This is a genomic window from Pseudomonas sp. GW823-FHT06B06, from assembly GCF_058795195.1.
In genome coordinates this window covers 183,544-203,899 of sequence record NZ_JBXAHO010000008.1, presented here as the reverse complement: position 1 = coordinate 203,899, position 20,356 = coordinate 183,544, and the positions used below count along the sequence as shown (strand labels likewise).

At 59.1% G+C, this 20,356-nt stretch carries 21 protein-coding genes; 10 read left to right on the top strand and 11 right to left on the bottom strand.

What is annotated here, in order from left to right; genetic code table 11:
• The first annotated feature begins 3 nt into the window (after window positions 1-3).
• The 5 genes from exbD (at window position 4) to AC1Q8Q_RS09960 (ending at window position 5,845) form a co-directional block, all read left to right on the top strand.
• Complete coding sequence (gene exbD, locus AC1Q8Q_RS09980; protein WP_020797913.1) at window positions 4-432, top strand: TonB system transport protein ExbD; 429 nt, start codon at window positions 4-6, stop codon at window positions 430-432.
• A complete protein-coding gene (locus tag AC1Q8Q_RS09975) occupies window positions 429-1,178 on the top strand; it encodes a TonB family protein (RefSeq protein WP_492615006.1) in 750 nt (249 codons plus the stop codon). Before exbD ends, AC1Q8Q_RS09975 begins: the two co-directional genes overlap by 4 nt.
• A 174-nt stretch (window positions 1,179-1,352) precedes the next feature.
• The gene (locus tag AC1Q8Q_RS09970; protein ID WP_008064487.1) at window positions 1,353-2,282 is read left to right on the top strand and encodes a hydrogen peroxide-inducible genes activator; all 930 of its coding nucleotides are present in this window, start codon (window positions 1,353-1,355) and stop codon (window positions 2,280-2,282) included.
• An 8-nt stretch (window positions 2,283-2,290) separates the two neighbouring features.
• Window positions 2,291-4,366, top strand: a complete 2,076-nt coding sequence (recG, locus tag AC1Q8Q_RS09965; RefSeq protein ID WP_020797915.1) for an ATP-dependent DNA helicase RecG — start codon at window positions 2,291-2,293, stop codon at window positions 4,364-4,366.
• Window positions 4,367-4,444: 78 nt separating this feature from the next.
• Window positions 4,445-5,845 carry an aminoacyl-tRNA deacylase and HDOD domain-containing protein gene (locus AC1Q8Q_RS09960; protein ID WP_020797916.1) on the top strand — a complete coding sequence of 467 codons (1,401 nt, stop codon included), beginning with the start codon at window positions 4,445-4,447 and terminating at the stop codon, window positions 5,843-5,845.
• 90 nt (window positions 5,846-5,935) lie between these two features.
• On the opposite strand, the gene AC1Q8Q_RS09955 is transcribed toward AC1Q8Q_RS09960, so the two are convergent.
• The 7 genes from AC1Q8Q_RS09955 to AC1Q8Q_RS09925 all read right to left on the bottom strand — a co-directional run bounded on the left by AC1Q8Q_RS09955 (window position 5,936) and on the right by AC1Q8Q_RS09925 (window position 11,587).
• Window positions 5,936-7,240, bottom strand: coding sequence for an NHL repeat-containing protein (locus tag AC1Q8Q_RS09955; protein WP_168756995.1), 1,305 nt, complete (start codon window positions 7,238-7,240; stop codon window positions 5,936-5,938).
• Between the two features lie 141 nt (window positions 7,241-7,381).
• Window positions 7,382-7,768 (bottom strand): hypothetical protein, encoded by a 387-nt coding sequence (locus AC1Q8Q_RS09950; protein ID WP_020797918.1) that lies wholly within the window; start codon window positions 7,766-7,768, stop codon window positions 7,382-7,384.
• 148 nt (window positions 7,769-7,916) lie between these two features.
• Window positions 7,917-8,291, bottom strand: coding sequence for a DUF6124 family protein (locus tag AC1Q8Q_RS09945; protein ID WP_492615005.1), 375 nt, complete (start codon window positions 8,289-8,291; stop codon window positions 7,917-7,919).
• 377 nt (window positions 8,292-8,668) lie between these two features.
• Window positions 8,669-9,574, bottom strand: coding sequence for a leucine-rich repeat domain-containing protein (locus tag AC1Q8Q_RS09940; RefSeq protein ID WP_168756997.1), 906 nt, complete (start codon window positions 9,572-9,574; stop codon window positions 8,669-8,671).
• A 205-nt stretch (window positions 9,575-9,779) separates the two neighbouring features.
• A complete protein-coding gene (locus tag AC1Q8Q_RS09935; RefSeq protein WP_003213368.1) occupies window positions 9,780-10,055 on the bottom strand; it encodes an HU family DNA-binding protein in 276 nt (91 codons plus the stop codon).
• A 194-nt stretch (window positions 10,056-10,249) separates the two neighbouring features.
• Complete coding sequence (locus AC1Q8Q_RS09930) at window positions 10,250-11,398, bottom strand: NAD(P)/FAD-dependent oxidoreductase (protein WP_020797922.1); 1,149 nt, start codon at window positions 11,396-11,398, stop codon at window positions 10,250-10,252.
• Between the two features lie 18 nt (window positions 11,399-11,416).
• On the bottom strand, window positions 11,417-11,587 hold the full coding sequence (locus AC1Q8Q_RS09925; RefSeq protein WP_007995385.1) for a rubredoxin: 171 nt from the start codon (window positions 11,585-11,587) through the stop codon (window positions 11,417-11,419).
• Window positions 11,588-11,789: 202 nt separating this feature from the next.
• Here AC1Q8Q_RS09925 and AC1Q8Q_RS09920 point away from each other — a divergent pair, with 202 nt between their 5' ends.
• Window positions 11,790-12,353, top strand: coding sequence for a chorismate--pyruvate lyase family protein (locus tag AC1Q8Q_RS09920; protein WP_033045499.1), 564 nt, complete (start codon window positions 11,790-11,792; stop codon window positions 12,351-12,353).
• Window positions 12,353-13,243 carry a 4-hydroxybenzoate octaprenyltransferase gene (gene ubiA / locus AC1Q8Q_RS09915; RefSeq protein ID WP_020797925.1) on the top strand — a complete coding sequence of 297 codons (891 nt, stop codon included), beginning with the start codon at window positions 12,353-12,355 and terminating at the stop codon, window positions 13,241-13,243. Before AC1Q8Q_RS09920 ends, ubiA begins: the two co-directional genes overlap by 1 nt.
• Before the next feature lie 113 nt (window positions 13,244-13,356).
• On the opposite strand, the gene AC1Q8Q_RS09910 is transcribed toward ubiA, so the two are convergent.
• Window positions 13,357-13,743 carry a COG4315 family predicted lipoprotein gene (locus AC1Q8Q_RS09910; RefSeq protein WP_168756998.1) on the bottom strand — a complete coding sequence of 129 codons (387 nt, stop codon included), beginning with the start codon at window positions 13,741-13,743 and terminating at the stop codon, window positions 13,357-13,359.
• A gap of 152 nt (window positions 13,744-13,895) precedes the next feature.
• Between AC1Q8Q_RS09910 and phoB the strand changes: the two genes are divergently transcribed.
• From phoB to AC1Q8Q_RS09895, 3 genes are all read left to right on the top strand, one after another.
• Window positions 13,896-14,585 (top strand): phosphate regulon transcriptional regulator PhoB, encoded by a 690-nt coding sequence (phoB, locus tag AC1Q8Q_RS09905; RefSeq protein ID WP_020797927.1) that lies wholly within the window; start codon window positions 13,896-13,898, stop codon window positions 14,583-14,585.
• Window positions 14,586-14,665: 80 nt separating this feature from the next.
• A complete protein-coding gene (gene phoR, locus AC1Q8Q_RS09900) occupies window positions 14,666-15,952 on the top strand; it encodes a phosphate regulon sensor histidine kinase PhoR (RefSeq protein ID WP_240963565.1) in 1,287 nt (428 codons plus the stop codon).
• A 123-nt stretch (window positions 15,953-16,075) separates the two neighbouring features.
• Complete coding sequence (locus tag AC1Q8Q_RS09895) at window positions 16,076-17,416, top strand: hemolysin family protein (RefSeq protein ID WP_008064508.1); 1,341 nt, start codon at window positions 16,076-16,078, stop codon at window positions 17,414-17,416.
• A 114-nt stretch (window positions 17,417-17,530) separates the two neighbouring features.
• Here AC1Q8Q_RS09895 and AC1Q8Q_RS09890 read toward each other — a convergent pair whose 3' ends face one another.
• The 3 genes from AC1Q8Q_RS09890 to phoU form a co-directional block, all read right to left on the bottom strand.
• Window positions 17,531-18,427, bottom strand: a complete 897-nt coding sequence (locus AC1Q8Q_RS09890; RefSeq protein ID WP_168756999.1) for a peptidoglycan DD-metalloendopeptidase family protein — start codon at window positions 18,425-18,427, stop codon at window positions 17,531-17,533.
• A gap of 175 nt (window positions 18,428-18,602) precedes the next feature.
• Window positions 18,603-19,499 carry a response regulator gene (locus AC1Q8Q_RS09885; protein ID WP_020797930.1) on the bottom strand — a complete coding sequence of 299 codons (897 nt, stop codon included), beginning with the start codon at window positions 19,497-19,499 and terminating at the stop codon, window positions 18,603-18,605.
• A gap of 80 nt (window positions 19,500-19,579) precedes the next feature.
• The gene (gene phoU, locus AC1Q8Q_RS09880; RefSeq protein WP_008064514.1) at window positions 19,580-20,341 is read right to left on the bottom strand and encodes a phosphate signaling complex protein PhoU; all 762 of its coding nucleotides are present in this window, start codon (window positions 20,339-20,341) and stop codon (window positions 19,580-19,582) included.
• Between the last annotated feature and the right edge of the window lie 15 nt (window positions 20,342-20,356).

Below are 20,356 nucleotides of genomic sequence, written 5' to 3'. Positions count from 1 at the left end.
GCCATGGGCCTGCATTTGAAAGAAGGGGCAGACGACGATCTGTCCGAAAACCACGAAATCAACGTCACGCCGTTCATCGACGTGATGTTGGTGCTGCTGATCATCTTCATGGTGGCGGCCCCGCTGGCTACCGTAGACATTAAGGTCGACCTGCCCGCGTCCACCGCCAAGCCGGCGCCACGGCCGGAGAAACCGGTGTTCCTCAGCGTCAAGGCTGACCAGCGCCTGTTCCTCGGCGAAGACGAAGTGAAGGTCGAAGCACTTGGCGCCACGCTCGACGCCAGGACCCAGGGCAAGAAAGACACGACGATCTTCTTCCAGGCCGATAAAGGCGTGGATTACGGCGACCTGATGAGCGTGATGGACAATCTGCGCGCCGCCGGTTACCTGAAGGTGGGCCTGGTCGGACTCGAGACGGCAGCCAAGAAATGATCAATACGCGCCATAAGCTGACGCGTTACAGCGGTAGCCTGGCCATCGTGCTGGGCGTTCACGCGCTGGCCATCGCACTGGCCGTGAACTGGACTGCCCACCCGCCCATCGAATTGCCACCTCAGGCAATGATGGTCGAACTGGCACCGCTTCCCGCCCCGCCACCGCCTGCACCGCCGAAGGTCGTCACGCCACCGCAGCCGCCCGCTCCGGTTGAAGAATTGCCGATACCCAAGCTTGCCGAAGCGCCGAAGGCCGAGATTGCCGTGCCCAAGCCGGTAAAACCCAAGCCGAAGCCTCAGCCGCCCAAACCGGTAGAGAAGAAGCCTGATCCGCCAAAGGAAAAGCCGTCGGAGGAGAAACCCGCCGACACGCAGCCGACCCAGGCGCCGACGGAGAAGTCCGCACAGCCCGCACCAGGCCCTTCAGCGGCTCAAGTCGCGGCCAAGGCGAGTTGGCAAGGCGCATTGCTGGCGCACTTGCAAAAGTACAAGAAGTACCCTGCCATTGCACAGGCACGGGGCAAGGAAGGCATGAACCGTCTGCGTTTCGTGGTGGACGGCGAAGGCAACGTCCTGTCTTTCGAGCTGGTGGGCGCTTCGGGCACAGCCGATCTGGACCGGGCGACCCTGGACATGATCCGCCGTGCCCAACCGCTGCCCAAGCCGCCGGCCGACATGCTGACCAATGGCTCCATCGAAATCGTTGCACCCTTTGTGTACTCGATCGACAAGCGCCGACGCTGATCACACCGGCCATCCAGGCCCCTGGCTCTGCAAAAGGCACCGATAAGGTGCCTTTTGCATATCTGGATACGGCAAACCGGTATTGCCCTGTGTTACACGCCACATACCTTCTGATAACGTGCGTCTATCGATTGCAGCCGGTATGCTTGGCTCGCAACTTCATGGACGCTTGCTATGACCCTCACAGAATTACGCTACATCGTTACCCTCGCCCAAGAACAACACTTCGGCCATGCCGCCGAGCGTTGTCACGTCAGCCAACCAACCCTGTCGGTGGGCGTGAAAAAGCTTGAAGACGAACTCGGTGTGCTGATTTTTGAGCGCAGCAAAAGCGCCGTGCGCTTGACCCCGGTTGGCGAAGGGATCGTCGCCCAGGCGCAAAAAGTACTCGAGCAGGCCCAGGGCATTCGCGAACTGGCCCAGGCTGGCAAGAACCAGCTGACCGCGCCGCTCAAGGTCGGCGCGATCTATACCGTCGGCCCATACCTGTTTCCGCACCTGATTCCACAACTGCACCGGGTTGCCCCGCAGATGCCGTTGTACATCGAGGAAAACTTCACCCACGTGCTGCGCGACAAACTGCGCAATGGCGAACTCGACGCGATCATCATCGCCCTGCCGTTCAACGAAGCCGACGTGCTGACCTTGCAGCTCTATGACGAGCCGTTCTATGTCCTGATGCCGGCCCAGCACCCATGGACGCAGAAAGAATCCATCGACGCCAACCTGCTCAACGACAAGAGCCTGCTGCTGCTCGGCGAAGGGCACTGCTTCCGCGACCAGGTACTCGAAGCCTGCCCGACACTGGCCAAGGGCAACGACGGCGCCAAGCACACCACGGTGGAGTCCAGTTCGCTGGAAACCATCCGCCACATGGTGGCCTCCGGCCTCGGCATTTCAATCTTGCCGCTGTCGGCGGTCGATAGCCATCACTACGCCCCCGGCGTGATCGAGGTTCGACCACTGTCGGCGCCGGTGCCATTCCGCACCGTAGCCATTGCCTGGCGTGCGAGCTTCCCGCGACCCAAGGCCATTGAAATTCTCGCTGACTCCATTCGCCTGTGCTCGGTGGCCAAACCCGCCGCACCGGTAACGGCCGGTTAAGCCACGCCATGACTGAGTTGTCGCAAGTGTCGGTGACGGCACTCAAGGGTGTCGGCGAAGCCATGGCCGAAAAACTGGCCAAGGTCGGCCTGGAGAATCTCCAGGACGTTCTGTTTCATTTGCCATTGCGTTACCAGGATCGCACTCGCGTAGTGCCGATCGGCGCACTGCGCCCAGGGCAGGACGCCGTCGTCGAAGGCACCGTCAGCGGCGCAGACGTGGTCATGGGCCGACGCCGCAGCCTTGTCGTGCGCATGCAGGACGGCACCGGCGGCCTGAGCCTGCGCTTCTATCATTTCAGCAATGCACAGAAAGAAGGCCTCAAGCGCGGCACGCGGATTCGCTGCTACGGCGAAGTGCGGCCCGGCGCCTCGGGGCTGGAAATCTACCACCCGGAATACCGCGCCATCACCGGCGACGAACCACCGCCCGTGGATGAAACCCTGACCCCGGTGTACCCGCTCACCGAAGGCCTGACCCAACAGCGTCTTCGACAGCTGTGCATGCAAACCCTGACTTTGCTCGGCCCGAGCAGCCTGCCCGACTGGCTGCCGAAGGAATTGGCCCGCGACTACCAATTGGCGCCGCTGGCCGATGCGATCCGCTACCTGCATAACCCGCCTGCCGATGCTGACGTCGACGAACTCGCCTTGGGTCATCACTGGGCCCAGCACCGCCTGGCCTTCGAAGAGCTGCTGACCCATCAACTGTCCCAGCAGCGCCTGCGCGAGAGCATGCGTGCCCTGCGCGCGCCAGCGATGCCGAAAGCCACGAAGCTGCCCGGCCAATATTTAGCCAACCTCGGCTTCACCCCGACGGGCGCGCAGCAACGGGTGGGCAACGAAATCGCCTACGACCTCAGCCAGCACGAACCCATGCTGCGACTGATTCAGGGCGACGTTGGCGCGGGCAAGACCGTGGTCGCCGCGTTGGCTGCACTCCAGGCGCTGGAAGCCGGTTATCAAGTCGCCCTGATGGCGCCCACCGAAATCCTCGCCGAGCAGCACTTCATCACCTTCAAGCGCTGGCTCGAACCGTTGGGTATCGAAGTCGCGTGGCTCGCCGGCAAGCTCAAGGGCAAGAACCGTGTCGCCGCGCTTGAGCAGATCGCGGGCGGTGCGCCGATGGTGGTCGGCACCCACGCGCTGTTCCAGGACGAAGTACAGTTCAAGAATCTCGCGCTGGCGATCATCGACGAACAGCACCGTTTTGGCGTACAGCAGCGCTTGGCGCTGCGGCAGAAAGGCGTCGGCGGGCGGATGTGTCCGCACCAACTCATCATGACCGCCACGCCGATCCCCCGGACGCTGGCCATGAGCGCCTACGCCGACCTCGACACCTCGATCCTCGACGAACTGCCCCCCGGCCGTACTCCGGTGAACACGGTGCTGGTCACTGACACCCGGCGCGTCGAAGTGATCGAACGAGTGCGCGGTGCTTGCGCCGAAGGGCGTCAGGCCTATTGGGTGTGCACGCTGATCGAAGAATCGGAAGAGCTGACCTGCCAGGCCGCTGAAACTACGCACGAAGACCTCACCGCCGCCCTCGGCGAATTAAAAGTCGGCTTGATCCATGGACGCATGAAGCCTGCCGAAAAAGCGGCGGTGATGGCCGAGTTCAAGGCCGGCAACCTGCAACTGCTGGTCGCCACCACAGTCATTGAAGTCGGCGTGGACGTACCCAACGCCAGCCTGATGATCATCGAAAACCCCGAACGCCTGGGCCTGGCGCAACTGCACCAGTTGCGCGGCCGCGTGGGGCGGGGCAGCGCGGTCAGCCATTGCGTGCTGCTTTATCATCCGCCGTTGTCCCAGATCGGACGTCAGCGACTGGGTATCATGCGCGAAACCAACGACGGTTTTGTGATTGCCGAAAAAGACCTCGAACTGCGCGGCCCCGGCGAAATGCTCGGCACACGGCAAACCGGCCTGCTCCAATTCAAGGTCGCCGACCTGATGCGCGATGCCGACCTGCTGCCTGCCGTACGCGACGCCGCCCAGGCCTTGCTGGAACGCTGGCCTGACCATGTCAGCCCGTTACTCGACCGCTGGTTGCGCCACGGGCAGCAATACGGCCAAGTGTGAGCAGCGTCTCAGTTTCCAGGCGATGGCTTTGAGCAAGCTGGTTATACTCCTGAAATTGTTTTGGAACGGATACAGACCATGACCGAAGTTGCCCTCGCACCTGCTGCCCCGCACGCTCCGTCGGTCATTCGGCTGCTGCTGGACAAAATGGGCATTACCTTCGAAGAAGTGCTCGACCATCACGGCCTGAACGCTGCGCGCAAAGTCCAGGCCGTGCTGCTCGATGACAGTGTCGGCGCGCTGATGGTGCTGTATCCGCAGAGTCAATTGCTGGACCTCAATCGCCTGACCGAACTCACAGGCCGCCGCCTCACAGCCGTGTCGACCGAGCGTCTGCAGAAAATGCTCGGCAAACACAGCCTGAGCCTGCTGCCGGGCCTGCCATCGCTGACCAGTTCACCCTGCCTGTATGAAGAAAGCCTGTTGCGCGAACCCATGGTGCTGGTCAATTCGGGGGAGCCGGGCGTGCTGCTGGAGATCACCAGCGAAGCCTTCAGGTCCATGCTGACCAAGGCCAGCGCCGCCAACTTCGGCGAGAACCTGAGCAGCATCCGCCCCAACCTTGATCGCCCTGACGATGACCGCGATGAGATCTCCCAAGCCGTCCAGGCGTTCACGGCGCGACGTATCCAGCAACGACTGGAAGCGACCATCGAGATTCCACCGCTGGCCGAAACGGCGCAGAAGATCATCAAGCTGCGCGTCGACCCTAACGCCACTATCGACGACATTACCGGCGTGGTCGAAACCGACCCGGCCCTCGCCGCACAAGTGGTGAGCTGGGCCGCATCGCCGTACTACGCCTCACCGGGCAAGATTCGTTCGGTAGAAGACGCGATCGTCCGGGTACTGGGTTTCGACCTGGTGATCAACCTGGCGCTGGGCCTGGCCCTGGGAAAAACCTTGAGCCTGCCCAAGGACCGCCCGCAACACAGCACTCCGTACTGGCAGCAATCGATCTACACGGCCGCGGTCATCGAAGGCCTGACCCGGGCCATGCCCCGCACCCAGCGCCCGGAAGCGGGCCTGACCTACCTGGCGGGCCTGCTGCACAACTTCGGCTACCTGCTGCTGGCCCACGTGTTCCCGCCGCACTTCTCGCTGATCTGCCGTCACATGGAGGTCAACCCACACCTGTGCCACAGCTACATCGAGCAACACCTGCTCGGCATCAGTCGCGAACAGATCGGTTCATGGCTGATGCGCTACTGGGACATGCCGGAAGAACTCACCACCGCGCTGCGCTTCCAGCACGATCCAAACTACGACGGCACCTACGCCGAATACCCGAACCTTGTTTGCCTGGCCGTACGCCTGCTGCGCAGCCGGGGCATTGGTTCGGGACCGGACGAAGATATCCCGGACGCCCTGCTCGAACGTCTCGGCCTGAGCCGTGCTAAAGCCGAAGACGTTGTCAGCAAAGTGCTGGAGGCTGAAGTGTTATTGCGTGAGCTGGCGTCGCAATTCAGTCAACCCTAAAAGCTTCGCGGGCCAGCATCGCTCCTACAAGGATTTGGATCTTCCTGTGGGAGCAAGCATGCTGGCAATGGGTAAAGGTGGCCGAAGAAATCAAGCCAAGCAGCGCACCACATGGCCTGCTAGACCGCTTACGCGTCCATACCCACAAAAAACCACCCGGTGGTCCGGCAACACTGCTAGAGATCTGAAAAAGCCCTCAGTTGCGTCGAAAGCAATAAACCCTTTTCCGCCACCAAACGTCGTATCAAAAGACCCATCAGGAAGGTAACGCGCAACCAGGTTGACCAGCTCTCTACTATCACCAACAAACACTGCCAGCCCCACTAGGATTCGCCCGTCATCCTGCAAAGCAAGGCTTTTCACCACATTGTTTGAATATCCAGAATAAACAGATAACGCTGGCTGCCCCTCATTGAAATCTTTGGAAAAACTGCCATTCGAAGTTAGTGAAACGAGTAGCGTACTCCTTCCAGAAACGCTTGAGTTATCGCCTGCTGCTACCACCCCCCCGCCAGGCTTTAGTGCCATCGAAGTTAGCGTGCTAGATAAGTTAATACTCGGAATGGTCACAATACCAGTTCCTTTATCACCGTAACTTATGTCAACGCTTCCGTCCTGATTATAGCGAATGACATGGACATAGCCGTTATACTTAAAGAAAACCAAAACTTTACCGTCCTGCTGTAACAGTACCCCACGACTAAAACGCTCCTCCGAGCTAGCGGAAGCAATGAATACATAGCCCTTACCACCAAATGTTTCGTCCAATGAACCATTCTCGCTCAGTCGAATCACGATTACCCTAAAATCGCTTGCGCCGACTTTGATAGTCCGAGTCAAAACAATTTGACCATCCAGTGCAGTTGCGACTCCTCTAACACCGCTTGAGTAACCGGTTGATTTATCGACCTGCTCCCCCTCAGCATCACTGCTGTGAAAACTGGCACCAGGATAGCTATTGCTATCAAGAAAATTGTAAACGTTATAACTGACTTGACCATCATTATTCTCGCCAAACGAGGGATCTGGCGCACCATCCTTTACCTGCCGAACAATTGCGACAGTGTTATTTATCGCGCCACTAACAAGAAACTTGTCATCTGGCAACAAATCCAATGAGTTAGCATAAAAATAACCGATACGGGACGTCGGAACAACGACACTCCCACCACTGGCAAACGACGAGTCAAGTGATCCGTCTTCATTTAGCCTTACCATTTTTAGACTTGTATCGTCACCAGTAGTAACCATCAGCAATTTGTTTTGTGGCAGGGTAGCTATCGCCTGAGGAAAATCACTAGCGGCGACATTATCGATTGGGAAGGTTACAACACCTCCGATACCAAAAGTTTGATCGTAAAAATTCCCAGCTATTTTAGCTTGCGATTGACTCATGATCAGGCTCCACCAGGTCGGCATTGATGTACTAAGACCCCCACAATGGAGCATGTCCTCATTTAAAACACCTGTCAGAAATGATAGCTATACATTCTTTTGAGGCAAGATAACCGACTTATCAGGCCAAAAAATCGGAACTCAGCTACCTTTAGTTGGCTTCTTCCGCGGCTTCAAATACTTGGTCAACCCCTGGAACCAGATCACCAGCGCCGGGTTGCCCTTGATCTGAATCGACTTGTCCTGAATACCCGTCATGAACGCCAACTGCTTGTTCTTGGCCTGCATCGTGGCAAAGCCGTAGGCCGCATCCTTGAAGGCAATCGCAAACGCTGGCTCGGCATACACACCCGCCTTGCTGGTGATGCGCTGATCCTTCACCCGGAAGTGCCGCGCTACTTTCCCGTCCAGGGTCTGCAGTTGAAACACCAGTTCTTTATCACCCAGCTGCTGCTGAAACGCCGGATTGGTCCGACTGGCCTTACCCATCAACAAACCCAGCATCCACAGCAGAAAACGAAATTTCATGCGCAAGCCTCAGAAGAAAAATGAACGGCCGGCGCAGTGTAGCGATTAAATTCCAGAACGCCACCTTCCAGATATGTTTGGAGGAGATGCCTGGATTTTTGACGCCGATGACTACCAAGTCACGGACGAAAGCCTGCCTTTTCTGGACTCAGACGGGGTGTGGTGGGGCGACGTTATCCAGCACTCGATTTACCGCCAGTTCACCGAGCATGATCACCTGCTGAAGCGCCAGCATCGTACTGCGGTGCGCCCCCTCGAGCATTGCGGCGATTTCACTTGCCATCACGTTGGCCGACGCCAACGACTCACAGGCGTGGGCTAATAGCGTCTCGTTGTCGATGTCAGGCGCCACGACAAAGATCGCGCCGGGTGGATGAGCCCCGGTCATGACCAAGGCATTGGGTTTCAGGTAATGGTCCAGGGCGCGGGTGGCGGCATGGTGCAACTTTCTTGAAGTCGCGGACATGTACGGGGTAGTGCTAGCGCTTTCTAATCCGGCGGGCAATTCTTTGGCCTTGGGCATGGTATATCTCCGATGAAGATTGGGAGTGACCAAACTAACCGTCGCGCTTCCGAAGGCCAACCTTAAAAAAGCGTCAGATGCTTCCTCAATTTTGTAAGGAAATTCATCATTTTCGAGATACGTTTAACGATTCCAAACCTGCCGTTTGGTAGCACAATCGCCATGGCCATCAGCAGAATGGTAAATAGGTAATTCATCGCACTCGGCTCTGGACTGCCCTCACACACCGATCCTGAACATGAAAAAAAATCGTCCTGTAGGAATGGCCTAAGGCTGCGACATTTTGATGTTTGTCCCGCAAGCTTGCCGGAAACTTCCTGCAAGACGCGGGACGTATCTCGGGGTTCTTCATCCGCTAACCAAAGGATCGTTGGCCGTTACTCGATCACCGCGTAGCGATAGTTCACATTTGTCAGCCGCCCATGAATCGCCAGCATCACTTCGAACGTACCAGTGGTGCCGGTCGGCAAATGCACATCATGCCGGTTTGGGTCCAGATGCGTTCCTGGAGCGCCCACGATTTGAACTCCACTCGGCTCATACAGCTTGTCATCCGGTGTTTGGGCCTGAACAAATATTTCAGGCAGCCTGATGGTCAGCGAATTGTTTTGGCGTACTTTGCCCAAGTCGAAAATGCCCAAGGCTTGATTGTGGAAATTAATATTGGTGGTGGAAGGCATGGCATTCAACACAGTCATGTCTTCAAACCCGTTACTTTGAATCAACAGGTTTTTGAGGGCGGTCAGCCTAGCCATTGAGTCTGGCAGTTTTCCGCACAGATTATTGTTATTACCCAAGTCGAAGCGTTCCAGTCTTGTCAGATTACCGATCGACTCCGGAATACTGCCTCTCATAATGCCCAGCGGCCTTTGAGAGCTCAGATTCAACTGGGTCAGGCTGGTGAGATTCCCTATCCAGTCCGGAATTGATTTGAGTGCGCTGTTGATGAAGTGCGCCGACGTCAACTTTGCCAACGTTCCGAAGTCTTCAGGCAGGCGAGTGACAGGTTGATTTTCTATCATTACGTTTTGCAAATTGCGCAGATGCCCAATGCCTCGCAGGCTGGTGAACTTTCCAGGCGCCCCGCTCAGCACACTCAAGACCGTCACTTTATCAAGCATGTCCTGCGTCACGACATCGTCGATGGTCACCGGTATGCCCGTGGCTTCTGAAATATGTGCGGCCGCAATGTGCGCAAAAGAAAGGTCGTCAAAGAGCGTCCTTATCTTTGCCGGGATTATCACAGGGGAAAAAGCCTTTGCAATAGCAGTGTCCGAAGTCATGTCGTCACCTTGCCCGCATTTAATGAACTCCTTTTATAAACCATCGGTTGAAGTTCGGTAACTGTCATAGCTGACAGTTGACAAAAGCCACTTGGCTACATGCTTGATAAGCAAGACTTCTCGATTAACAAAAAATGGGCACCCAATCTCATTGGCGTGCCCATTCTTCAGTCCGCTCCCCTGAACTGCAGGTTCGCGAAACAGATTACGGATTAACACTGTCCTTCAACGATTTACCCGGTTTGAATGCAACAGTGTTGCTGGCCTTGATCTTAACCGGCTCACCGGTTTGCGGGTTTTTGCCGGTGCGGGCACCGCGGTGGCGTTGCAGGAAGGTGCCGAAACCTACCAGCGTCACGCTGTCTTTGCGGTGCAGGGCGCCGGTGATTTCTTCGAGAACGGCGTTGAGGACGCGGTTGGCCTGCTCTTTGGTTAGATCTGCTTTTTCAGCGATGGCTGCGGCGAGTTCTGGTTTACGCATATTAGTGAAGCCCCTTTGACGGTTTTTTGTTGTTATGTCCGTGCCGCCCTCTATGGAGCAGCGCCCAAAGCGCCGCAGGTGCTCTACTCTGCGGCAGACGGGAGTGAGGATGGCACGCAGTGAGGAGCCGCGCCAGTGTCGGCACGGCCAATGTACGGGCAAAATGGGGGTGATTCCGACAGAACGACCGGTATTTACGCCAGCAGTGCCGGAAGCTCTTTGTTGAGGGCCAGCTTTTCCATCACGGCTGCGCCTGTGAGGGCATAACCGAGCAGTTTGCCGTGGGCATCACGGCATAAAACCTTGATGTCGGCGCCCTGCCCTTCGACTGTCCAGAAGCCCTCCGTACCCCGTGGCGGCGGGGATACCACCAATGGGCACACCGGGGTTTTGACAGTGATCGGCATCGGGCCGTAGTTGACCACCGTCGGGTTGCCGGCAAGGGTCTGTGCCAGCGCTCTCGCACAACTCATCAGGGGCATCACGTACAACAGGTTCAGCCCATCGACCTCGGCACAGTCACCCAGGGCGTAGATGTTGGCATGGGACGTTTGCAGGTGCCGGTCGACCACTACGCCGCGATTGACCTGCAGGCCGGCAGCGGCGGCCAGGTCGATGCGCGGACGCAGGCCAATGGCCGACACCACCACGTCGCACGGTATGACCTGACCATCGGAAAGATGGGCCTCCAGGCCGTCAGCAACCCGCTGCAGGCGATTGAGCACCGGCCCGAGGTGGAAGCGTGCACCCAGGCTTTCCAGCCCGGCCTGGACCGCTGCGGCCGCTGCCGGGTGCAATAGGGTCGGCATGACCTGCTCGCACGGTGCAACCAGTTGCACCTCGTAGCCGCCCAGGGTCAGGTCGTTGGCGAACTCGCAACCGATCAGGCCGGCGCCCAGCAACAAGACCCGCCGCTTGCCGGCCGCAGCCGCGCGAAAGCGCGCGTAGTCTTCCAGATCGTTGATCGGGAACACGCAATCACCTGCATCACCTTCGATGGGTACGCGCACGGTTTCCGCCCCCCACGCCAACACCAGGTCACGGTAGATCACCGCTTCCTCGCCGATCCACAGGCGCTTGTGGCCCGGGTCGATGCCACTGATGCGGGTATGGGTGCGCACCTCGGCCTTCAATTGCTCGGCCATCGCGCCCGGTTCGGCCATGCTCAGGCCGTCGGCGTCCTTGTTTTTGCCGAAACCGGTGGAGAGCATCGGTTTGGAGTAGGAGCGCCCGTCATCGGCGGTAATCAGCAGGAGCGGGGTTTCGCTGTCGAGTTTGCGAAACTCGCGAGCGACGTTGTAGCCAGCCAGCCCGGTACCAACGATTACGACAGGTGCGTTCATTCCTTACTCCTCAGTTGTTCAGGCGGCGATTTCGATCATTTCGAAATCCATTTTGCCCACACCGCAGTCCGGGCACAGCCAATCTGCCGGAACGTCTTCCCAACGGGTGCCCGGCGCAATGCCGTCATCGGGCCAACCGTCGGCTTCGTTATAAATCAGGCCGCAGACGATACATTGCCACTTTTTCATTCAGGTAATTCCTCGGGATTCAGGCTATTGCCGGCGCGGACGGTCGATGGTTACTGCGTTGCCATCCAGCTCAAAGCGTTTTTTTACTGATCGGGCACGACAGATGCAAGCCGGTTCGGAGCATCGGGTGGCCCGGATCAATCAACATTGGTGGCTGACATGGTAAGCTCACAGGCTCCTTTGCTGCCAATAATGACTCATTGTGCAACACACAGAATCCCCCTGCCCTCCCCCAACCTGGCTCTTTCAAAGCCAACTGACGCCTCTCCCCGACACGTCTATCCTCGATTGGTTGTTCGATAATGGCTCGCTGACCAGGCGTCTCATTCATCTGACGAATGATGCGTTTAGCGTCACGCCATTATTCGAAGGCTGGCAGCCCCTGCGCACGGATGAATGCGCGGCGCTGGACCTGGCCGAGGGCAGTGAAGGCTGGGTGCGCGAGGTGTATTTGCGTGGACACGGGCAAGCCCTGGTGTTTGCCCGCAGCGTCGCGGCGCGCAGCGCGTTGCAGGGCGACGGCTTGCACATGGACGAATTGGGCAGTCGCTCCCTGGGCGAGCTGCTGTTTTGCGATCACGCCTTCCAGCGCCGTGCCATCGAGGTTTGCCACTACCCGCAGGCGTGGTTGCCCAGCGAAGTGCGGGCGCCCGGGCTGTGGGCTCGCCGCTCGCGATTCGACCGTGGCGCCTTGAGTGTGCTGGTGGCCGAGATCTTCCTGCCGACCCTGTGGAGCGCCGCCCGCGTCCATCCGGAGAATTGCTGATGTACCAGAGCCTGCTCAAGTCCTTGAACCGCTTGAATCCCCGGGCCTGGGATTTCATTCAGCTGACGCGCATGGACAAGCCGATCGGCATCTACCTGCTGTTGTGGCCGACGCTATGGGCGCTGTGGATTGCCGGCAAGGGCTCGCCGTCGCTGGCCAATATCGTGATTTTCGTCCTTGGCGTGGTGCTGACCCGCGCGGGGGGCTGTGTGATCAATGATTGGGCGGACCGCAAGGTCGATGGCCATGTGAAGCGCACCGAACAGCGCCCGCTGCCGAGCGGCAAGATCAGCTCCAAAGAAGCGTTGGCGTTCTTTGCATTATTGATGGGCCTGAGCTTCCTGCTGGTGCTGTGCACCAACGCGGCAACGGTGTGGCTGTCGTTCGGTGGCTTGGCCCTGGCCTTCACCTATCCGTTCATGAAGCGCTACACCTATTACCCGCAAGTGGTGCTGGGCGCGGCGTTTTCCTGGGGGATGCCAATGGCGTTCACTGCCGAGACCGGCGAACTGCCGGCGGCGGCGTGGCTGCTATGGATCGCCAACCTGATGTGGACGGTGGGTTACGACACTTACTACGCGATGACCGACCGCGACGATGACTTGAAGATCGGCGTGAAGTCCACGGCAATCCTGTTTGGCGAGGCTGATCGGGTGATCATCCTGACCCTTCAGGGGCTGGCGCTGGGTTGCCTGCTGCTGGCCGGGTCTAAATTCGAGCTCGGCGGCTGGTTCCATCTGGGACTGGCGGTGGCGGCGGGCTGTTTTGCCTGGGAGTTCTGGTACACCCGTGACAAGGACCGTATGCGCTGTTTCAAGGCGTTCTTGCACAACCATTGGGCCGGGTTGGCGATTTTTGTCGGGATCGTGCTGGATTACGGGTTGCGTTGACCCGTTTTCATGTAGGAGCGAGCATGCTCGCGAAGGTTTCACAGACGCCGCGGGATGTCAGGCTTGCCGCGTTATCGTTGACGACCATCGCGAGCATGCTAGCTCCTACACGTTTACTTCTGCGACTCGTGCATGACGTGCCAGACGTCCTTCATTTTGTCGCCTACCATGTCACCGGGTTTTTTGTCCTTCACGAATGTATACAGAGGCTTGCCGTCGTAAGCGTATTGGCTCGTACCATCATCGCGCTTGATGACGCTCCATTTGCCTGAAGCAGTGGCCCCCGCTGGCGCCATCATCGGAGGCCAATTCTTGGCGCACTCGTCATTACACATCGACTTGCCGCCCGAGTCTTTGTCATACGTGTACAAAGTCATTCCCTTATGGTCGACCATCATGCCGTCTTTCATCATCGCCGGCTCGGCGGCGAAGGCCATTGTCGGCAAGGCAAGCGCAGCAGTCACCAGCAAAGCCTTCCAGGATTGAGCAATGTGTTTCATGGAAACCTTCCGTTTGTGGTTGTCAGGATTCGGACTTAGAGCTTAGCCCAGGTTCATGACAATCGCCGGGCGACTAAAATACTGTCACACGACTGCAATAATTCCGTTATCTAATGCGGCGCAAGACAGTTAAATGACAAGAGGATTAAGGCATGGTTGGCAGGAGCATTCTGATCGTCGACGACGAAGCGCCCATTCGCGAAATGATCGCCGTTGCGTTGGAAATGGCCGGCTACGACTGCATGGAGGCGGAGAACTCCCAGCAGGCCCACGCCATTATCGTCGACCGCAAACCGGACCTGATCCTGCTTGACTGGATGCTGCCCGGCACGTCCGGCATCGAGCTGGCCCGCCGCCTCAAGCGCGACGAGCTGACCGGGGATATCCCGATCATCATGCTCACCGCCAAGGGCGAAGAGGACAACAAGATCCAGGGCCTGGAAGTCGGCGCCGATGACTACATCACCAAGCCCTTTTCCCCGCGTGAGCTGGTCGCACGCCTCAAGGCCGTGCTGCGCCGTGCCGGCCCCTCCGACGGCGAAGCACCGATCGAAGTCGGGGGCCTGCTGCTGGACCCGATTGGCCACCGCGTGACCATTGACGGCAAACCGGCGGAAATGGGACCGACTGAGTACCGTCTACTGCAGTTCTTCATGACGCACCAGGAACGCGCCTACACCCGTGGCCAGTTGCTGGATCAGGTCTGGGGCGGCAATGTGTATGTCGAGGAGCGCACCGTGGATGTGCACATCCGGCGCCTGCGCAAAGCCCTCGGCGATGCCTACGAAAACCTGGTACAAACCGTGCGCGGCACCGGTTACCGCTTTTCCACAAAAGCGTGACCCGGATTTCCCCGTTTTAGAAGTAGACAAGGACGCGCTTTCAAGTGAACCAAAACTGGCATGGCACCCTGATTCGCCACATGCTGCTGCTGGTCACCGCCTGCCTGGTGATCGGCCTGGTCACCGGCTACTACGGCTGGAGCCTCGCCGCGGGGCTTGGCGTTTACCTGGCCTGGACCCTCAAGCAACTGCTACGCCTGCACGAATGGCTGCGCCTGCACAAACCCGATGAAGCACCTCCCGATGGCTATGGCCTGTGGGGCGAGGTGTTCGACAGCATCTACCATCTGCAACGTCGCGACCAACGCGTTCGCGGGCGCCTGCAAGCGGTCATCGATCGGGTCCAGGAATCCACCGCAGCCTTGAAAGACGCGGTGGTCATGCTCGACAGCGACGGCAACCTGGAATGGTGGAACCGTGCCGCTGAAACCCTGCTGGGCCTCAAGACCCCGCAGGACAGCGGCCAGCCGGTGACCAACCTGGTACGCCATCCGCGCTTCAAGGAATACTTCGAGCAGGACAGCTACGCCGAACCGCTGGAAATCCCTTCGCCGACCAACGACCGGATGCGCATCCAGTTGTACATCACCCGTTACGGCAACAATGAGCACCTGATGCTGGTGCGCGACGTGACCCGTATCCATCAGCTGGAACAGATGCGCAAAGACTTCATCGCCAACGTTTCCCACGAGCTGCGCACGCCGCTGACGGTGATCTGTGGCTACCTGGAAACCCTGCTCGATAACGTCGAGGAAGTGAACCCGCGCTGGACCCGTGCCCTGCAACAGATGCAGCAGCAAGGCGGGCGCATGCAAACCTTGCTCAATGACCTGCTGTTGCTGGCCAAGCTGGAAGCCACCGATTACCCGTCGGACAACCAGCCGGTGGCCATTGATGGCTTGCTGCAGTCGATCAAGGGCGATGCTCAACAGCTGTCGGGCCAGAAAAATCAACAGATCACCCTGGAAGCCGACCCGACGATTCTGCTCAAGGGCAGTGAAGCGGAATTACGCAGCGCGTTTTCCAACCTGGTGTTCAACGCAGTGAAATATACCCCCGCCGAAGGCAGCATCCGCATCCGCTGGTGGGGCGATGAGCAAGGCGCGCACCTGAGCGTGCAGGACTCCGGGATCGGCATCGACAGCAAGCACCTGCCGCGCCTGACCGAACGCTTCTACCGCGTCGACTCCAGCCGCAATTCCAACACTGGCGGTACCGGGCTGGGCCTGGCGATCGTCAAGCATGTCCTGCTGCGTCACCGCGCGCGCATGGAAATCAGCAGCGTGCCGGGCCACGGGAGTACATTTACCTGCCACTTTGCACCCGCTCAGGTCAGCAAATCCCGGGTGATCAGCACCGCCGACTGATACCGGCCAGCACACGCCACTAGGCAATTGCCCGGTCAGCCGCTACATTGGCTGACTTGTGCCTGCCTTTCAGGTGCACTTTTTTCTTTTCATTCGATTACACGGAACCCGCAAAACTCCATCATGGACCCTTCCCCTGGCTTGACCCTCGCAACAATATTCGCCGACTTCGGCATGATCCTTTTTGCTCTGATCCTGGTTTTGCTCAACGGCTTTTTCGTTGCGGCGGAATTCGCCATGGTCAAATTGCGCTCGACCCGGGTCGAAGCCATCGCTGAGCAGCACGGCTGGCGTGGACACATCCTGCGCACCGTGCACAGTCAGCTCGATGCTTACCTGTCGGCGTGCCAATTGGGTATCACCCTCGCCTCGCTGGGCCTGGGCTGGGTCGGTGAACCTGCGTTCGCGCACCTGCTGGCGCCTGTACTGAGTGCCGTGGGCGTCGATTCGGCCGAAGTGGTCAAGGCCGTGTCGTTCTTCACCGCGTTCTTCATCATTTCGTACCTGCACATCGTGGTCGGCGAACTCGCCCCGAAATCCTGGGCCATCCGCAAACCCGAACTGCTGTCGCTGTGGACCGCCGTGCCGCTGTACCTGTTCTACTGGGCCATGTACCCGGCCATTTACCTGCTCAATGCCAGCGCCAACCAGATCCTGCGCATCGCCGGGCAAGGCGAACCCGGCCCGCACCACGAGCACCATTACAGCCGGGAAGAACTGAAACTGATCCTGCACTCCAGCCGTGGACAGGACCCGAGCGACCAGGGCATGCGCGTACTGGCCTCGGCCGTGGAAATGGGCGAACTGGAAGTGGTCGACTGGGCCAACTCCCGCGAAGACCTGGTGACCCTGGAATTCAACGCGCCACTCAAGGAAATCCTGGCGATGTTCCGTCGCCACAAGTTCAGCCGTTACCCGGTGTACGACAGCGAGCGCCAGGAGTTCGTCGGCCTGCTGCACATCAAGGACCTGCTGCTGGAGCTGGCGGCCCTGGACCACATTCCCGAGTCGTTCAACCTGGCCGAACTGACCCGCCCGCTGGAGCGCGTGTCGCGGCACATGCCGTTGTCGCAGCTGCTGGAGCAGTTCCGCAAGGGCGGCTCGCACTTCGCCGTGGTCGAAGAGGCCGACGGCAACATCATCGGCTACCTGACCATGGAAGACGTGCTGGAAGTGCTGGTGGGCGATATCCAGGATGAACACCGCAAGGCCGAACGCGGCATCCTCGCTTATCAGCCAGGCAAGCTGCTGGTACGGGGCGATACGCCCTTGTTCAAGGTCGAGCGCCTGCTGGGTATCGACCTGGACCACGTTGAAGCCGAAACCCTCGCAGGTTTGGTCTATGAAAGCCTCAAGCGCGTTCCTGAAGAGGAAGAAGTGCTGGAAGTCGAAGGCCTGCGCATCATCATCAAGAAGATGAAAGGGCCGAAGATTGTGCTGGCCAAGGTGTTGATGCTCGATTGATGGGCTGATCCAGAGCCGAGTCGATCCCTTCGCGAGCAGGCTCGCTCCCACATTGGAATGCATTTCAAATGTGGGAGCGAGCCTGCTCGCGAAGGCGTCAGATCAGTCAACGCATTATTGTTTGCCCAGCGCGAAGTTGGGTAACGCCCCCATCGGTTGCTTGAACTGGTACGGGATCGACACCAGCCCCATGCCGGTATTGCGCTGCACCACGAAGTGCAGATGCGGCCCGCTGCTGTTGCCGGTATTGCCCGACAGCGCCAGCGGGCTGCCCACGACGACCCGCTGCCCTTCGCGCACGCTGACCGAACCTTTTTGCAGGTGCAGGTACACGCCCATCGTCCCGTCATCATGCAGCACCCGCACGAAATTGCCCGACGGATCGGTACCGCGCCCGGTCTGCCCGTTTTCGGTCTTCACCACGATCCCGCCCCGCGCGGCAATGATCGGCGTGCCTTCCGGCATGGCGATGTCGATGGCGTAGCGATTCCTCGGGCCGAAGTGGCTGTATTGGCCTTCGGCGCCCTGGCTCACGCGAAACGGTCCGCCACGCCAGGGGTACGGGTATCGGTAGGCCACGGCAGCGCCTTCGGGGTCGCCCAGGGAATATTCGAACTTGGGAAGGTAGGCGAGCGGCCGCCCGGCCCTGGTCGGCGTGAGCTGCGCCAGGCGAATGCTGCTTCGCAATGGCATTACCCGACGAATGGGACGACTCGGTGCACCGCTGACGTTGTTCAACCCGGTAAAGCTCAATTCGATTTCGACCGGCGCATACAGGTCATTGCGAACGTAGACGCTGTCCACGCCGTCCTTTTTCATGATCACGAGGTACACCTGACGCTCGAAGTTCTCGACCATGCGATCGCGGAACGTGAACACGCTGGAGCCTTTCGTGGGGCGGTCGCTGTAGGAGACCACGCCACTGGCGTCGGTGGACTTGTAGATGGTCACTGCCATGGCCGAAGTCGAGGCGATGAAAAGACCACAGAAAAACAGTAGGCGCGCGAACATGGGCGGGATTCTGTCGATTCAGGTTTTGGATTGAGCCTAGCAGGCGCAATGGACCTGTGAAGTCGGCAGATGTTCAGATGGATGTACGGTGATTTCGAGGGCCTCTTCGCGAGCAAGCTCGCACCTACAGGTCGGCGCAAACCCTGTGGGAGCGGGCTTGCTCGCGAAGGCGGTCTTAAGCGCCAGGAATGAAATGCTTCTGCGCCGTACCACGAGCGATCAATCGCGAAATGTAGTCGAGTTTCTGCGCATCCTGATCGACAAAGCGGAAGGTCAGCTGCAGCCAGTCGCTGTCGGGCTTGGGCTCGTGGGCCACCACAGCGTGCAGGTAGCCATTGAGGCGGGCCACTTCGGCGCTCTCGCCCTGCTCCAGATCCAGTACGGCGCTGTCGAGGACCTGCGGCAGGCTGTCGGTGCGCTTGACCACCAGCAGCGCTTCCTTGAGGCTCAGCGCCTTGATCACGCACGGCTGGATGCCGTTGGGCAGCCGCAGCTGACCCTGGCCGCGTCCACCGCCGCCAGTAGCAGCCACCGGAGCCTTGACCGGTGGGCTGTTGAGCAACCCTGGGGATGCTGCCGCGGGCGCCGGAGCACTCACGGCAGGCTTGCCACTGGTCAATGCGTTCAGGGTGTCGTTACCAAATGCCGAGATCGTTTTGGTCGCCGCCACGCTGATCAAGCTGTCGAGTTTGCCGACCTTGTGCAGCGCCTGCTTGACCTTGGTGATCAGTTGCTCGTTGGTGAAGGGTTTGCTGACGTAGCCGGAAACGCCGGCCTGGATCGCCTGGACGACGTTCTCCTTGTCGCCACGACTGGTCACCATCACGAATGGCATGCCTTTGAGGCTGTCTTGTTCGCGGCACCAGGTCAGCAGCTCCAGGCCGGACATCTCTGGCATTTCCCAGTCGCACAGCACCAGGTCGAATGCCTCCCTGGCCAGCAGCGACTGCGCCTTGCGGCCGTTGACCGCGTCTTCGATGCGCATGCCCGGGAAATAGTTGCGCAGGCATTTCTTCACCAGGTCACGAATGAACGCAGCATCGTCCACGACCAACACACTGACCTTACTCATCCACAACCCCTTTAAAAAATCCCGGCGACTCCCAAACGAAAACGCCCGGCCAATAGGCCGGGCGCTTTAATTGGGCAATCTTACTTATCGTCAGATTTGCCCGGAACATTAGCGGTTTCGCCGCTGGTTCCTTCAACTTCTTCCTTCATGCGCTTGAGGCCCAGGTGACGTACGTCTGTGCCTCGCACCAGGTAAATCACCAGCTCCGAGATATTGCGTGCGTGGTCGCCGATGCGCTCCAGCGAACGCAGTACCCAGATGATGCTCAAGACCCGCGAGATAGAGCGTGGGTCTTCCATCATGTAGGTCGCCAGTTCACGCAGGGCCGTCTTGTACTCACGGTCGATGATCTTGTCGTACTGCGCCACCGACAAGGCCAGGTCGGCGTCAAAACGGGCAAAGGCATCCAGCGCATCACGGACCATGTTGCGCACCTGGTCGCCAATGTGGCGAACCTCGACGTAACCCCGCGGCGCTTCGCCTTCTTCGCACAGCTGGATGGCGCGACGGGCGATCTTGGTCGCTTCGTCACCGATGCGCTCCAGGTCGATCACCGATTTGGAAATGCTGATGATCAAACGCAAGTCGGACGCCGCCGGCTGACGACGGGCCAGGATACGCAGGCATTCTTCGTCGATATTGCGTTCCATCTGGTTGATCTGGTCGTCGATCTCACGCACCTGCTGGGCCAAGCCGGAATCGGCCTCGATCAGCGCGGTGACCGCGTCGTTGACCTGCTTTTCGACCAGCCCGCCCATGGCCAGGAGGTGGCTGCGCACTTCCTCGAGCTCGGCGTTGAACTGCGCGGAAATGTGGTGGGTAAGGCCTTCTTTACTAATCATGTTGGCGTCCTTGGA